General features: G+C 55.4%; 17 protein-coding genes. 12 read left to right on the top strand and 5 right to left on the bottom strand.

Going from position 1 to position 13,688, the window contains the following annotated elements; genetic code table 11:
* Positions 1-301 precede the first annotated feature (301 nt).
* Positions 302-490 carry a hypothetical protein gene (locus ACFO3S_RS20575; protein WP_094050045.1) on the top strand — a complete coding sequence of 63 codons (189 nt, stop codon included), beginning with the start codon at positions 302-304 and terminating at the stop codon, positions 488-490.
* 127 nt (positions 491-617) lie between these two features.
* Complete coding sequence (gene map, locus ACFO3S_RS20570; protein WP_378099921.1) at positions 618-1,382, top strand: type I methionyl aminopeptidase; 765 nt, start codon at positions 618-620, stop codon at positions 1,380-1,382.
* A gap of 53 nt (positions 1,383-1,435) precedes the next feature.
* Here the strand turns inward: map and ACFO3S_RS20565 are convergent, their stop codons facing one another.
* Positions 1,436-2,158 (bottom strand): YhcN/YlaJ family sporulation lipoprotein, encoded by a 723-nt coding sequence (locus tag ACFO3S_RS20565; protein ID WP_378099919.1) that lies wholly within the window; start codon positions 2,156-2,158, stop codon positions 1,436-1,438.
* A 446-nt stretch (positions 2,159-2,604) separates the two neighbouring features.
* Between ACFO3S_RS20565 and coxB the strand changes: the two genes are divergently transcribed.
* From coxB to ACFO3S_RS20535, 6 genes are all read left to right on the top strand, one after another.
* On the top strand, positions 2,605-3,636 hold the full coding sequence (coxB, locus tag ACFO3S_RS20560; protein ID WP_378099917.1) for a cytochrome c oxidase subunit II: 1,032 nt from the start codon (positions 2,605-2,607) through the stop codon (positions 3,634-3,636).
* Positions 3,637-3,715: 79 nt separating this feature from the next.
* Positions 3,716-5,521: a cytochrome c oxidase subunit I gene (gene ctaD / locus ACFO3S_RS20555; protein ID WP_378100078.1), complete on the top strand. Its 1,806-nt coding sequence runs from the start codon at positions 3,716-3,718 to the stop codon at positions 5,519-5,521.
* On the top strand, positions 5,518-6,138 hold the full coding sequence (locus ACFO3S_RS20550; RefSeq protein WP_378099915.1) for a cytochrome (ubi)quinol oxidase subunit III: 621 nt from the start codon (positions 5,518-5,520) through the stop codon (positions 6,136-6,138). The genes ctaD and ACFO3S_RS20550 overlap by 4 nt, the downstream gene beginning before the upstream one ends.
* Position 6,139: 1 nt before the next feature.
* A complete protein-coding gene (locus ACFO3S_RS20545; protein ID WP_378099913.1) occupies positions 6,140-6,463 on the top strand; it encodes a cytochrome C oxidase subunit IV family protein in 324 nt (107 codons plus the stop codon).
* Between the two features lie 185 nt (positions 6,464-6,648).
* Positions 6,649-7,548: a cytochrome c oxidase assembly factor CtaG gene (gene ctaG, locus ACFO3S_RS20540; RefSeq protein WP_378099911.1), complete on the top strand. Its 900-nt coding sequence runs from the start codon at positions 6,649-6,651 to the stop codon at positions 7,546-7,548.
* A 112-nt stretch (positions 7,549-7,660) separates the two neighbouring features.
* Positions 7,661-8,122 (top strand): DUF420 domain-containing protein, encoded by a 462-nt coding sequence (locus tag ACFO3S_RS20535; protein WP_378099909.1) that lies wholly within the window; start codon positions 7,661-7,663, stop codon positions 8,120-8,122.
* A gap of 118 nt (positions 8,123-8,240) precedes the next feature.
* Here ACFO3S_RS20535 and ACFO3S_RS20530 read toward each other — a convergent pair whose 3' ends face one another.
* The 4 genes from ACFO3S_RS20530 to ACFO3S_RS20515 are packed head-to-tail and all read right to left on the bottom strand — an operon-like array spanning position 8,241 to position 9,893.
* The gene (locus ACFO3S_RS20530) at positions 8,241-8,612 is read right to left on the bottom strand and encodes a LytTR family transcriptional regulator DNA-binding domain-containing protein (RefSeq protein WP_378099907.1); all 372 of its coding nucleotides are present in this window, start codon (positions 8,610-8,612) and stop codon (positions 8,241-8,243) included.
* Between the two features lie 9 nt (positions 8,613-8,621).
* Positions 8,622-8,750 (bottom strand): cyclic lactone autoinducer peptide, encoded by a 129-nt coding sequence (locus ACFO3S_RS20525; protein ID WP_378099905.1) that lies wholly within the window; start codon positions 8,748-8,750, stop codon positions 8,622-8,624.
* The gene (locus tag ACFO3S_RS20520; protein WP_378099903.1) at positions 8,747-9,280 is read right to left on the bottom strand and encodes an accessory gene regulator B family protein; all 534 of its coding nucleotides are present in this window, start codon (positions 9,278-9,280) and stop codon (positions 8,747-8,749) included. Before ACFO3S_RS20520 ends, ACFO3S_RS20525 begins: the two co-directional genes overlap by 4 nt.
* Positions 9,264-9,893 (bottom strand): hypothetical protein, encoded by a 630-nt coding sequence (locus ACFO3S_RS20515; protein ID WP_378099901.1) that lies wholly within the window; start codon positions 9,891-9,893, stop codon positions 9,264-9,266. Before ACFO3S_RS20515 ends, ACFO3S_RS20520 begins: the two co-directional genes overlap by 17 nt.
* Positions 9,894-10,222: 329 nt before the next feature.
* Between ACFO3S_RS20515 and ACFO3S_RS20510 the strand changes: the two genes are divergently transcribed.
* From ACFO3S_RS20510 to ACFO3S_RS20495, 4 genes are read left to right on the top strand one after another with little or no spacing between them, the layout of a single operon-like run.
* Entirely contained in the window at positions 10,223-11,059 is an 837-nt protein-coding gene (locus ACFO3S_RS20510) for an electron transfer flavoprotein subunit beta/FixA family protein (protein WP_378100076.1), read from the top strand.
* Entirely contained in the window at positions 11,056-12,090 is a 1,035-nt protein-coding gene (locus ACFO3S_RS20505) for an electron transfer flavoprotein subunit alpha/FixB family protein (protein WP_378099899.1), read from the top strand. The genes ACFO3S_RS20510 and ACFO3S_RS20505 overlap by 4 nt, the downstream gene beginning before the upstream one ends.
* Positions 12,074-13,369 (top strand): FAD-dependent oxidoreductase, encoded by a 1,296-nt coding sequence (locus ACFO3S_RS20500; RefSeq protein ID WP_378099897.1) that lies wholly within the window; start codon positions 12,074-12,076, stop codon positions 13,367-13,369. Before ACFO3S_RS20505 ends, ACFO3S_RS20500 begins: the two co-directional genes overlap by 17 nt.
* Positions 13,369-13,680 carry a ferredoxin family protein gene (locus tag ACFO3S_RS20495; protein WP_378099895.1) on the top strand — a complete coding sequence of 104 codons (312 nt, stop codon included), beginning with the start codon at positions 13,369-13,371 and terminating at the stop codon, positions 13,678-13,680. The genes ACFO3S_RS20500 and ACFO3S_RS20495 overlap by 1 nt, the downstream gene beginning before the upstream one ends.
* Positions 13,681-13,688: the final 8 nt, after the last annotated feature.

Below are 13,688 nucleotides of genomic sequence, written 5' to 3'. Positions count from 1 at the left end.
CAGGCGGTGCGGGGCTTGTGCGTTTAGTCCTTTATCCTCCGGCAGATAAATGGTATAATCGAAAAATGCAGGAACGTTTTCTTATACGGCAACTAGCGGTGGAACATCGAGTTTGAAGGAAGAACCCTTGCAAGAGATTCAGGGAAGCGCCCTATCGGCTGCTCTCCGAATCGTCTCGAACCAAGCCAAGTCGCCGTAGATGTGGCGACTGCCGTTTATGCTTTGGGTTCTCCGGGTGGCGTAATACCGCCTCCGTTCCGGGTAAGCGGGAACGGAATCCATTCCACTGGGAGGGAATTGCATGGCCAAACGCAGCCACAACGAAGTTCAAGAAAGTTTGCGAGAACTGACGAGAATTTTCCGGCCCAAGGATCCGCGCAAGTTTGTAAAAGATTACATCCGCAAATACCGAATCACCGGTGGATACGAAGACGAGCTGACGGTGCTCGTGGAACGCGAGCTGACGAAATTAAATACTCCCGCCTCCTGAGGCGGTGAACGACGATCGGCCTGGAGGGCGACATAACGCCTCTCCGGGCCGTTTTTTTGCAGAGCGGGGCCTGACGTCTATGATCTGAATATAGATACATGGAATACGTACAGGCGAGGTGGACGGCTTGAAGGGCTATGGGAAACGGCTGAATCAGGGCGCGATTCGGGACGCCGAGGAGCTGGCGGGAATCGCGAAGGCTGGCCGGCTGGCCGGTCGGCTGCGGCGGGAGCTGGGCAAGCGCGTCAGACCGGGAGCGACGACGATGGAGCTGAACCGGCTCGCGGAGCGGTACATGCGGGAGCGGGGCGCCAGCCCGGCGCAGAAAGGCTACCACGGGTATCCGTATGCGCTGTGCGCGGCAGTGAACAAGTGCGTCTGTCACGGAATGCCCGACGAGCGCAGGCTGAAGGAAGGCGATCTGGTGACGCTCGATTTCGTCGTCGAGCTGGACGGCTGGATGGCGGATACGGCATGGACGTTCGCCGTCGGCCGGGTGACGGATTCCGCCGATCGTCTCCGGCGCGCGGCATATCGGGCGACGATGAGCGGGATTGCCGCAGCCTCGTCCGGCAAGCGAATAGGCGATATCGCCGCGGCGATCCGCGATGCGGCGAATCCTTACGGCATCGTGTCGCAGTTCGGCGGTCACGGCATCGGCCGATCGATGCATGAGCCTCCGGAGGTGCCGCACGTAGGGGAAGCCGGAACAGGGGCCAGGCTTCGGGAGGGGATGGTCTTGACGATCGAGCCGATGCTGACGGAAGGCGTTCCCGAGCTCTATATCGCGGAGGACGGTTGGGCGGTCATGACGATGGACGGGGGATGGGCCGCCCAGTTCGAGCATACGGTGGCGATTACGCGCGAGGGACCGCTCATCTTGACGCTGTAACGTCCGCGCCCGGGGAACCGCGCTCGCAGACCGGCTGTTCCTCGGGCGAAGACCTAACGCGAATTCGGACTTTCCTTTAAATAGAGAGGAATCGGGATTTCGTTGCCGGTGCCGAACATGTACTGGACAAGCGTGTTGAAATCCTTCGTCAGCGGACCGAGCGGCTTCTTGAGCCAGGCCTGCTTCGCGAATTCGAGCGACTGATTGACGAATTCGCGGTTGGCGGAGATGTGAACCTCCTGGGCGCGGGGGAAATGCCGGCGGACCTCGCTGCCGATCACCTGGAGAAGCTCGGAGGACAGGTCGCTCGTATCCTTGTGCGTGAAGTACGAGTTGTACGGGGTGGCGACCTGCCGATTGTCCCACTTCGGGCTGCCGTTGCTGACGTTGTAGACGCCCTCGGTCGTTCCCGTATTGTCCTGTTCATGCGAGCGAGCGCCGCCGGTCGCTTCCGTGCCTGTCGCGGACCAGTCGGTCATAATCGCGACATAAGCGTTCTTGTCCGTGACGAACACCATGGCGGTGTTAATGCCGGGCAGAGCCGCGATTCGGTTCGATAGCGCCGAGCTGTATTCGAAGTAGCGGTTCTCATGCTGCTTCGGGTCCGCCGTTCTGGCTCCGTAGGAGCGAACCTGCGACGTCTTCGGGTCGCCTGCGGACCGGCTGGAATAGTCCTGGCTGCTCTTCTGGAAATAGGATTTGTAATTGCAGGCGGCAAGAAGGCCGAGGATCAGAACGATCCCGACCAGCAGGCAAGAACGCCGTACGAACGACATGAGACCAACCTCCTTGAAAATTCATTATCCCATAGGCTTTAACCAAAGCAGCCCAAGTATGCGTCCGGAAACGCACATAAAAGTCGGGCAAAATGGCAAAAAGAAGGGAGAGGAAGGAACGGTCGGCCCACGCCGACGCCTTAAACGGACAGGGAGAGGAAAATCGCGTTTTCGAGCCGGTTTAGAAGCATGAAATGCCTAGAACGGCGGCCTTTTTGACAGTTTTAAGAACAATTTGTGAACTGTTCTGTGAACATTGACAAGAAGGCGGAACAATCTTTATATTTATTAGAGTGCTTGTAGAGGGAGTTCTGAAAATCCGCCGAAGAACGGAGCTTTCGAACTCGAGGCTAGCGTTTGTTGCTTGGTCCAACAGCGTGTACATATGGGGAGCGTCTGCCGGACAGGCAAACGGTTTTCTATGAAAATGTAAAAATGGGGTTGATATGATGAAACGGTGGCCTGTAATGAAGCGGTTGTTGCCGCTGCTGACGGGGCTCGTGCTGTTGCTGACGGCATGTGGAAGGGAAGACCTCTCAACTCTGAATCCGCAAGGACCGGTAGCTGAGAAGCAATTCGAACTGATGAAGCTGTCCATTGGCATTATGACACTGGTCGTCATCGTCGTGTTCGCCATCTGTATTTACGTTCTGATTCGCTTCCGCCGCCGCAAGGGGGATAAAGCGATTCCAAAGCAAGTGGAAGGCAACCATAAGCTGGAAGTGATCTGGACCGTTATTCCGATCATTCTTCTGCTTATTCTGGGCGTTCCCACCATCCAGAACGTATTCGGCTTTGCCAAGGATTACAGCAACGACAAGGACGCTGTGCAGGTTAAGGTAACGGCCCATCAATACTGGTGGGAGTTCGAGTATACCGACTATGGCATCACCACTGCTCAAGATCTGATCGTGCCGACGGGCAAGAAGATTTCCTTCGAGCTGGTGGCCGCGGACGTGAAGCACTCGTTCTGGATTCCGTCGATCGGCGGTAAAATGGATACTAACCCGGGCTCGACCAACAGAATGTTCCTGGAGTTCCCCAAAGAAGGCGTATTCCGCGGCAAATGCGCGGAGCTATGCGGGCCTTCCCATGCTCTGATGGAGTTTAAGGCCAAGGCGGTCAGCCCCGAGTCGTTCGACCGTTGGGTGACTGCGATGAAGGCTCCGGCGGTTATGCCGGCCGACGCCGAGCTCGCCGAGAAATTCACTTCGCAGTGCTTGAGCTGCCACGCGGTAGGCGAGAACGGCGGCAACAGCGCGCCGAACCTGACGGGCATTGGCAGCCGCGAGACGGTCGCCGGCATTCTGTTCAACGATGAAGGCGGCGGAATCGAGCAGCATCTGCGCGATTGGATTACGGACCCGCAGAAAATCAAGATGGGCGCGATGATGCCTAACGCGGACGACGCAGGTCTGACGCCTGAAGAGATTGAAGCTATTGCCAAGTATTTGGCCGAATATACGCTTGAATATTAAACAGCGGAACTGAAGGAGGTACGTGGCCTTGGCAGCAGCACATGCACATGGACACAAAGTCAAGCGCTATAGCGGCTTGATGGATTGGCTAACGACCGTCGACCACAAGAAGATCGGCATCCTGTATTTGATCGCGGGATTGTTCTTCTTCCTGATCGGCGGGTTGGAGGCGATCATCATTCGGATTCAGCTGCTTAAGCCGATGAATGATTTTGTCGCCCCGGATACTTTTAACGAATTGATTACGATGCACGGAACTACGATGATCTTCCTTGCGGCCATGCCGCTGTTGTTCGCGGTAATGAACGCGGTCATTCCGCTCCAGATCGGCGCGCGCGACGTTGCTTTTCCGTTTCTGAACTCCCTGGGCTTCTGGACGTTCTTCTTCGGCGGCCTGCTCCTTAACCTGAGCTGGTTCGCGGGAGCGGTTCCGGATGCGGGCTGGACGTCCTACGTGCCGCTTGCGGGTCCGATCTACAGCTCCGGGCACGGAGTCGACTATTACGTTCTCGGGCTCCAGATCGCCGGTATCGGAACGCTGCTCGGCGGGATCAACTTCATGGCGACGATCATCAACATGCGCGCTCCGGGCATGACATTCATGAGAATGCCCATGTTTACATGGACGGTCTTCATTACGTCCGCGCTGATCGTATTCGCTTTCCCTGCCTTGACGGTAGGTCTGGTCGCCATTATGTTCGACCGGCTGTTCAACGCTAATTTCTTCGACGTCGCCAATGGCGGCAACGGCGTGCTATGGGAGCACATCTTCTGGGTGTTCGGTCACCCCGAGGTGTACATTCTGATTCTTCCGGCGTTCGGGATTATCTCCGAAGTCGTCAGCACGTTCGCGCGCAAGCGCCTGTTCGGCTATAGCTCGATGGTGTTCGCGACGGTTCTGATCGCGTTCCTCGGCTTCATGGTGTGGGCTCACCATATGTTCACGACCGGCCTCGGTCCGGTGGCTAACGGTCTGTTCTCGATCGCGACGATGCTGATCGCGGTTCCGACCGGGGTGAAAATCTTCAACTGGCTATTTACGCTATGGGGCGGTTCGATCCGGTTCACGGCGGCGAATCTGTTCGCGATCGGATTTATTCCGACCTTCGTCATGGGCGGCGTAACCGGGGTTATGCTGGCTTCCGCTCCTGCCGACTATCAATATCACGATACGTATTTCGTCGTGGCCCACTTCCACTACGTTATTGTAGGCGGTCTCGTCCTCGGCATCTTTGCCGGCCTGCACTACTGGTGGCCGAAAATGTTCGGGCGCATGCTGAACGAGACGCTCGGCAAAATTACGTTCTGGACGTTCTTCATCGGCTTCCATATGACGTTCTTCGTTCAGCACTTCCTCGGATTGCTGGGCATGCAGCGCCGGATCTACACGTACCTGGGCGGACAAGGGTACGACGATATGAACTTTATCAGTACCATCGGCGCGATTCTGATGGGAATCGGCACGATCGCGTTCGTGTGCAATATCTTCATCACGTGGGCGAAGCCGCGCAATGCCGTCAACGACCCGTGGGAAGACGGACGATCCCTCGAGTGGACGATTCCTTCGCCGCCGCCGGAATATAACTTTAAGCAGACTCCGCTCGTTCGCGGATACGATGCTTGGTGGAAGGAAAAGATGGAGGGTAAGACCGAGATGACCCCGGCCGAGCCGGTCGGTTCGATCCATATGCCGTCTCCTTCGATCCTGCCGTTCATTATGAGCGTCGGATTGTTTATCGCCGGGTTTGGATTCATGTACGACCAATTGTTCGTGGCAGGCGCCGGTCTTGCGATCACGCTCGGCTGCATGGTTGTCCGCTCTTTGGTCGACGATCACGGCTTCCATATCGAGCCGGAAGATCAGGATAAGGGGGTGCACGCATGAGCGCACATGACCACGTAGAAGGGCACTTGCCTCATGAACCGGAGAAGGCGACGCTCCAGGCCCGCAACAATATTTTGGGGTTCTGGCTGTTCCTCGGAGCAGAGGTCGTTCTGTTCGGTACGCTGTTCGCGGCATTCCTGGCTTTGCGTCACAACATCGGCGACGGGCCTTCGGCGGCAGAGCTGTTTCAGCTGCCGATGGTCTTCGCCGCGACGATGATCCTGCTGACCTCCAGTTTGACGAGCGTGTTCGCCATCCAGGCGATGCACCGTCACAACCGCAAGTCGATGGTCACCTGGCTGATCGTCACGATCCTTCTGGGCGTGTCGTTCCTTGGGCTCGAAATCTACGAGTTCGTGGAATACGTGCATGAGGGACACGGCTTTACGACCAGCGCGTTCAGCTCTTCGTTCTATACGCTTGTCGGCTTCCACGGCGCGCACGTAGCGTTCGGCGTCGTCTGGATCGCGTTAGTCATCGGGCAAGTGTTCAAGAAGGGGCTCACGGTCGTTACCGCGCCTAAGGTGTATATTTCCGCCATGTACTGGCACTTCATCGACGTTGTCTGGGTTTTCATCTTCACCGTTGTTTATTTGATGGGAAAGGTGGCTGGTTAACTTGTCGAGCAATCACAACGAGACGGCATCCGGTGAGCTTCCCAAGCGCCATAAAGTAGAAGGGCCGCAGAAGCACATCGTCGGCTTCATTCTCTCCCTGGCTTTAACGATCATTGCCTTCGCTGCAGTATCCGCAGGCGAGATCAATGAAACCTTCACGTATATCATTCTGGTCGCCATGGCGGTCGTTCAAGTCATCATTCAAATGGCTTACTGGATGCATATGAAGGATCGCGGACACTTGTTCCCGATTATCGGAATTCTGTCCGGAGTCGTTGTCGTGTTCACGATGGTGATCATGGCGCTGTATTGGGTTTGGTGGTAACTCCCGGACGGAATCGAATTTCAGAGAGGCGGGCGCAATCCGTCCTCTCTTTTTTTCAGTGATTCAGAAAGGATCAAATTCGCTATCCTGATCTGAATCCCCTCCGACAAAAACGCGATTCTGCGTCTGGAGGACGCCGAAGGCGTTTTTGCTTGTGGAACGCATTCGAAAGGAGGTCGGCAGCCATGATGGGATTGGAGTACTTCTCCTTTAGCGATTTGTGGAGTCCGGCGTTTATGATCTTCATGATGGTGATAGTTGTCCTGTACACGTTCGTGGTCGGGCCATGGAGGCATCATTTTGCAGACAGCGCCCCCGTACCCGCCTCTCGTCAGCTCACGTTCGTTCTGGCGATCGTGCTGCTGTACTTGACGCAGGGCGGACCGCTGAGCTTGTTGGGCCATCTGATGTTCACGTTTCATATGACCAACATGGCCCTCGCGTATATGCTGGTTCCGCCTATGCTCATCTATGGCATCCCGCACTGGCTGTGGCGCGCTGCGTTCGGACACCGATTCTGGAGGAACGGATTCTTTCGCTTTCTTATGAATCCGATCGTCTGCATGCTGGCCTTCATCATGCTGTTCTCGCTGTATCACATTCCCGACAACCACGATTGGATTATGACTCATTTTACGTTTCACCGCATCTATTACACGCTGCTCTTCCTGAGCGCTACCGCGATGTGGTGGCATGTCTATTGTCCGATTCCGGAATGGCGGCGCATGTCTCCTCTGCTGACTCTGGGCTATATTTTTATGAGCGGCCTGCTTCTGACGCCAGCCTGCGTCATGATCATCTTCGCCGGCGGACCGCTGTTCGGCGTCTACAACGATCCGGAAGTGTGGGCCAATGCGATGGGATATTGCGTGTCGGGCGATCCGGCAGAGCTGCTTCGCCAGTTCGAGGGGCCGCAATTCTTTAATATGTTAAGCGCCACAGACGATCAGCAGCTAGGCGGTATCATCATGAAGCTGCTTCAGGAAGGGATCAATATAGCGGCCCTCTATACGGTGTTCATGCAATGGTATCGCAGAGATCGCTCGAAAGAGAACGATAATGTGCTGGAGCCGGCGGTGAAGTAAGCAGTTATTAACAATGTGTGACGATCGCGCCAAATGTTTGAACTCTGCCGTTCGTATAGGTACAATAAAGAAAGTAGCTCGGCAGATCCGACGATAGAACAGGTGGATGCGTATGACGTGGTATGAAATTTTTCCGCTCGTCAGCACAAGCTTTATTTTAATCAGTGGAATCCTCGTCGCCATCGGCTGGCGGCTGATCGTCCTGAAGAAGCGCGAGGCGCACGAGAAGGTGATGATAGCGGCGGCGGTCGCTGCGACTTTGTTTTTCATCATCTACGTGTCCCGCACAATTTTCATTGGCAATACGACGTTTAACGGCCCCGAAAGCTTGAAAACGATCTACTTGGTCTTCCTGTTGTTTCATATCGTACTGGCGACGGTGGCCGCAGTATTCGGCATTACGACGTTGACGCTGGCGTTCCGCAAGAAGTTCGCCAAGCACCGCAAGATCGGGCGGACGACCGCCGTTATCTGGTTCGCTACGGTCATTACCGGCGTGACGGTATACGTACTACTCTACTTGATGTATCCGGGCGGACATACGAAGCCGGTCATTCAGGCGATTTTCGGGTAATCGATTAGCAAGAGGCTGCATCTCTCGCCATCTTCCACGATGGGGGGTGAGGGTGAGCAGCCTCTTTTTCGTTGACGGGGGTTGGGGAAGAGGCTGTGAAAGATGCTGAAGGATCGCTCTATTCCGAGCGATCCTTCAGCATCTTTAGCGCTTTCTTGTAGTTGCTCTCCGAGAAAATGACGTACTTGTCGGTTCCCTCGAAATAGCCCTTGTATTGAAAAAACTCTGTTTTCTCGATGCGGCTTATTCGTCGATAATCCGCGACCTGAGCGCGGTCCGTCTTCTCGAACTGGTAGCCCGAGTTGTTCAGGTTATCGACGAGCACGCTCAGATTGCTCCCTAACGTAAAGTAAAACATATCTGTAGCGGTGTGGACTTGGATCGTTGCTTCATAGAAGTGGATGTATAGAATGGAGTCCATCGGCAACGACACGATGCCTGTTGCACCTTTAGGGTCTCGACTTACAGGGAGCTCCTTGATCCACTCCATAAGCTCCTCCTACTGCAGTTCTTCAGGCATTTCGGGGTCGTACAGTCCTAATTGACATGCAAAGGAAGACTGTACAAAAGCAACTAGTCCTAAGATTGTGGAAAGAACAAACAATACAGAAAGCCTAACTTTTTTCATGTCCTAACTCCTCCTTTCTTAAAGTGAATGAGAGTCGCAGTTTGCAGGAGAAATGCAATCGCGAGAATGGCAGACATCACCGCGAAATTGACGGAGATGATTGCTCCTCCTACCAGCTTAATGGTGAGGTGCTGCTTGACGATCGACCGCTTCCCTTGAGGAGCGAAGCAGATGCAGAGCAGCAGACTTGTAAGAGTTAAGATCTGGGTCATCGTATCGGATTGAACGGATTGAGCAAGTAATGGAATCAGATTTAAGGCGATCACCGTCGTTACGATACAAGCGGTTGGCGATGAGAAATGATATCCCCCGGTGATAAACCGTAGAAGAAGAAAAGCTATCAGGGCAAGAAGAACAAGGGATGCATTAGTGAGCAGACTTCCAATAGCCAATGATACAGCGATTATGATTGAGTTAGTTATAATTGTCTCAATTGCATATCTTTGTACAGGGAGGCTGACGGAATGATGAGGATTGGCGGAATGAATCCGACCAGCGATATTGTCTGCAAGACTACGGCTCCAGTTCATTTCGAATTTCATCCCTCTCCATTTTTCTGCTTAGAATCAGCAGTGCGATGAGTGTGGCTCCAACGGCAATCGTCAAGAAAAGGTTGTTTAATAAAATAAATCGAAATATTAAAGCGATTAGTAGGATTTCCAGAAAGACGAGCCAGATATGCTTCCACCGCCAACGCGGAAATTCGTACGTAAATCCGGAACCGCGGAAGTAGTAGAGGAAAGAAAAGAGAAATACGATAGCAGCAGTAAGAGATTGAACTGATGCTAAGTAGGGTAGATTTCTTTGGACATCTGCCATCTCAATGCCAAAGGTATCAAAAAGAATCAATACAATCATTTGAATGACACCGACAAGAGCGTAACCCGTGATCATCATAACGGACGCCCACAGAATCCGTATCTTGCTGACAAAGTGAATAAACAGGGTATAGGAAACAAGGTAAGTCATTGGGACAATAATTGAAAATTCGTTAATAACCGTTATATCTCTCAATGAGTAGGAAAATATCGCTAACAGAGTACATAGTACAAGCTTTTTCAGCAAAAACTCTTTAAAAGGAAACCGAAACAACATGTAGCTGGCTGATATTGTGCAAAACGCTTCAAGAGTATAAATCGCCACGTAGATAAGAGACTCCAACCAACTACGCTCCTCTCAACAGTTTGTGACTAGATTATACAGAATTTTCTTGTTTATTGGAATATATTAAAATGATAAATCTATTTTTCCAATAATACTGCCATTATCTTTTTTTGAAAGGCTATGTTAAATTCTTGAACACAAGAAAACCGTCTCAGTGAATAGAAGGTTTATTGAGCTATCCGATTCGCTAGTCGATCGCCAGATGCCAAAGGACAAACCCAGTCATGATCCCGCCTTCCCCCTAATATAAATAAGTGAATGGGTGAGAACCGGGCAACGAGCCGGTCAGAGCGGAAAGGGTGAGTCGCATGCTCCATATCGTCGCCTGCATCAAGCAGGTGCCGGATACGAAGATCATCAAGATGAATCCGAAGACGAACACGATGGATCGCTCCAGCGCGCCCGCGATTCTAAATCCTTACGACGCGCACGCCGTCGAGGAGGCGGTCCGGCTGCGGGCGAGGTACGGAGGCGTCGTCTCCGTACTGACGATGGGGCCGCCGCCAGCCGTCAAGGCGATTCGCAAATGCATCGAGATCGGCGCCGACGAAGGCTACATGATTACTGACAGGGCGTTCGCGGGCGCGGATACGCTGGCGACGAGCTACGCGCTGACGAAGGCGCTGGAGAAGATCGCGCAGACCCGGCCGATCGATCTGATCATCTGCGGCAAGATGACGATAGACGGAGACACCGGTCAAGTCGGGCCCGGCATCGCGCGCCGTCTCGATATGCCGCCGCTGACCTCCGTCTGTCAGGTCGTCGAGATTGACGCGGAGCGGCGGCACGCCATCGTCCATCGCAAGCTGGAGGACGGACACGAGGTCGTGCGCTCCACGCTGCCCTGTCTCCTCTCCGTCGAGAAGGAGATTAACGAGGTCCCCTATTCCTCGCTGCCGAACATGCTGCGAGCGGCCCGCTATCAGCCGCACATCTGGTCGGTCGCCGATCTGCCCGACATCGATAAGACGCAGCTTGGACTGAAGGGCTCTCCTACGATCGTCAGCTCGGTATGGGCGCCGCCGAAGCCGCAGGGAGGCCGGATGCTCGAAGGCGAGCCGGAGGCTCAAGTCTCTCAATTGCTGGAGATTCTGATGTCGCGTCAAGAGCTGTTCGCCGGCTCGTCGGGAGGTGAGGCTTCGTGAATTTCGAGGAATATCGCGGCGTGTGGGTGTTTATCGAGGAGAAGGACGGAGCGATCGCTCCTGTCTCGCTGGAGCTGCTCGGAGCCGGCCGGCAGCTGGCGGACAAGAGGAAGACGGAGCTCGCCGGGGTGCTGATCGGGGAGAATATCGGGGCGCTGGCCGAGACGGCGTTCGAATACGGCGCGGATAAAGTGTACGTGTACGATGCGCCGATCTACCGGTTCTACCGGACAGAGACCTACATGAGGGCGATGCTGGCTTGCGTGGAGAAGCATAAACCGGAAATTTTGCTGTACGGAGCGACGTCGACGGGAAAGGATCTGGCCAGCGCCGTCGCCACCGATCTGCCGACGGGGTTGACCGCGGATACGACTCAGCTGGACGTCGAAGAAGACACGGGGCTGCTGCTCGCCAGCCGTCCGGCATTCGGCGGGAACATCATGGCGACGATTCTGTGCAAGAAATATCGTCCGCAGATGGCGACCGTTCGGCCGAAAGTCATGAAAGCGCTCCCCCGAAAACCGGGAGCGTCCGGCGTTGTCGTCGAGGAGTGCATTCCGCTGAAGGAAGAGGAGATACGCACGAAGGTGCTCGAGATCATCCGATCGACGACGCGCCGCGTCCGCATCGACGAAGCCGATATTATTGTCGCGGGCGGCAAGGGGCTGGGAAGTCCGGCGGGGTTTGAGGTCGTCCGGCAGCTGGCCGATACGCTCGGCGCGGCGATAGGGGCGAGTCGGGACGTCGTGGAGGCCGGATGGATCGAACATCATCATCAGGTCGGGCAGACGGGAGCGACGGTGACGCCGAAAATTTATTTCGCCATCGGCATATCGGGCGCCATTCAGCACGTGGTCGGCATGCAAAACTCGGGACTCATTATCGCGATCAATAAAGACCCGGCGGCCCCCATATTCCAGGCTTGCCACTACGGCATCGTCGGCGACGCGCTTACGATCGTTCCGATGCTGACCGAGGCTTTCAAATCCGTATTGGGGAGAAAGGAAGAGGCCGATGCCGGAAAAATTTGACGCGATTGTCGTGGGAGCGGGGCCAGCCGGAACCGCCTGCGCCTACGAGCTGGCCAAGGCGGGCGTGAACGTGCTCTTGATCGAGCGAGGGGAGTATCCCGGCTCCAAGAACGTAATGGGCGGCGTGCTGTATCGCAAAATGATGGAGGAGGTCGTCCCCGGCTTCCATAAGGAGGCGCCGATCGAACGGCCGATTGTCGAACAGAGGTTCATGATGATGGATAAGACGTCGGCGGTGACGTTCTCGTACAAGGGGATGGAATGGGCGGAGGAGCCGTACAACAATTTTACGGTGCTTCGCGCCAAGTTCGACCAGTGGTTCGCCGCGAAGGCGGTGGAGCAGGGCGCGCTGCTGCTGAACGAGACGGTCGTGCTCGAATGCGTCGTCGAGAACGGTCAAGTCGTCGGCGTCCGAACCGACCGGCCGGACGGAGAGCTGCGAGCCGACGTCGTCGTGCTGGCCGACGGCGTCAATTCGCTGCTCGCCAAGTCGCTCGGCTTCCACAAGGAGTTCCGTCCGGACGAGGTGGCGCTGGCGACGATGGAAATTCTCAAGCTCGACAAGAAGATCATCGAGGACCGTTTTAACCTGGAGGAAGGCCAAGGCTGCACGATCGAGCTGTTCGGAGACGCGACGAAGGGCATTCTCGGCACAGGGTTTCTGTACACGAACAAAGATACGCTGAGCATCGGCGTCGGCACGCTGCTCTCCGGTCTTATCAAGCATAAGATAAAGCCTTACGAGCTATTGGAATACGTGAAGGCGCATCCCATGATCCGTCCTTACCTTCAAGGCACGGAAGCCCAGGAGTACTTGGCCCATCTGATTCCCGAGGGCGGCTACCGCTCCATGCCCAAGGTCGTCGGCGCGGGTGTCGTCGTCGTGGGCGATGCGGCCCAGTTGGTCAACGCGATTCACCGCGAAGGCTCCAACATGGCGATGACGTCCGGCCGGCTGGCGGCGGAGACGATCGTCGCGGCCAGGGAGCGCGAGGACTTCTCGGAGGCTTCTCTCGACGATTACCGCAAGAGGCTGATGGGCAGCTTCGTCGGGCAGGACCTGAAGAAATACAAGGACGCGACCCACCACTTCGACAAATTTCCGCAATACTTCGAACAGTACATCCCGATGATGAACCGGGCGGCGAGCCAGATGCTGACCGTCGACGGCATGCCCAAGCGGGAGAAGCAGAGGAAGATATGGCGGGACATCGGCCCGGCCAAGAAGAAGATCAAGATGGCCCGAGACTTGTATCGGGCGTGGAGGGTGATGAAGTGATGAGCGAAGCGCAGCCGGCCCCTCCGGCCAAGGGCTCGACCCTCGAGGAAAAGCAGTACCTGATCCGGTTCAACGCGGATACGCAATCGCATCTTCATGTGATGGACGCGGAGGTCTGCCTGACGAGCTGCCCCGATAAAATCTGCACGATCTTCTGTCCCGCCGAAGTCTACAAATGGGAAGAAGTGCGCATGCACGTCGGCTACGAAGGCTGTCACGAATGCGGCAGCTGCCGCATCGGCTGTCCGCACCAGAATATCAAATGGGTGTATCCGAAAGGCGGGCACGGAATCGTATTTCGACTCGGGTGACAAGGTGG

Source organism: Cohnella hongkongensis (assembly GCF_042654645.1).
GTDB classification, from domain to species: Bacteria; Bacillota; Bacilli; order Paenibacillales; family Paenibacillaceae; genus Cohnella; species Cohnella hongkongensis.
This window is presented reverse-complemented; position numbering and strand designations above follow the sequence as displayed.

Excerpts from the sequence above, each read along its gene's own strand:
- ACFO3S_RS20535 (WP_378099909.1), top strand. The coding sequence starts at position 7,661 with ATGACGTGGTATGAAATTTTTCCGCTCGTCAGCACAAGCTTTATTTTA.
- ACFO3S_RS20520 (WP_378099903.1), bottom strand. The coding sequence starts at position 9,280 with ATGAACTGGAGCCGTAGTCTTGCAGACAATATCGCTGGTCGGATTCAT.
- ctaD (WP_378100078.1), top strand. The coding sequence starts at position 3,716 with ATGGATTGGCTAACGACCGTCGACCACAAGAAGATCGGCATCCTGTAT.
- ACFO3S_RS20500 (WP_378099897.1), top strand. The coding sequence starts at position 12,074 with ATGCCGGAAAAATTTGACGCGATTGTCGTGGGAGCGGGGCCAGCCGGA.
- ACFO3S_RS20510 (WP_378100076.1), top strand. The coding sequence starts at position 10,223 with ATGCTCCATATCGTCGCCTGCATCAAGCAGGTGCCGGATACGAAGATC.
- ctaG (WP_378099911.1), top strand. The coding sequence starts at position 6,649 with ATGATGGGATTGGAGTACTTCTCCTTTAGCGATTTGTGGAGTCCGGCG.
- coxB (WP_378099917.1), top strand. The coding sequence starts at position 2,605 with ATGATGAAACGGTGGCCTGTAATGAAGCGGTTGTTGCCGCTGCTGACG.
- ACFO3S_RS20575 (WP_094050045.1), top strand. The coding sequence starts at position 302 with ATGGCCAAACGCAGCCACAACGAAGTTCAAGAAAGTTTGCGAGAACTG.
- ACFO3S_RS20550 (WP_378099915.1), top strand. The coding sequence starts at position 5,518 with ATGAGCGCACATGACCACGTAGAAGGGCACTTGCCTCATGAACCGGAG.
- ACFO3S_RS20525 (WP_378099905.1), bottom strand. The coding sequence starts at position 8,750 with ATGAAAAAAGTTAGGCTTTCTGTATTGTTTGTTCTTTCCACAATCTTA.
- ACFO3S_RS20565 (WP_378099919.1), bottom strand. The coding sequence starts at position 2,158 with ATGTCGTTCGTACGGCGTTCTTGCCTGCTGGTCGGGATCGTTCTGATC.
- ACFO3S_RS20495 (WP_378099895.1), top strand. The coding sequence starts at position 13,369 with ATGAGCGAAGCGCAGCCGGCCCCTCCGGCCAAGGGCTCGACCCTCGAG.
- ACFO3S_RS20530 (WP_378099907.1), bottom strand. The coding sequence starts at position 8,612 with ATGGAGTGGATCAAGGAGCTCCCTGTAAGTCGAGACCCTAAAGGTGCA.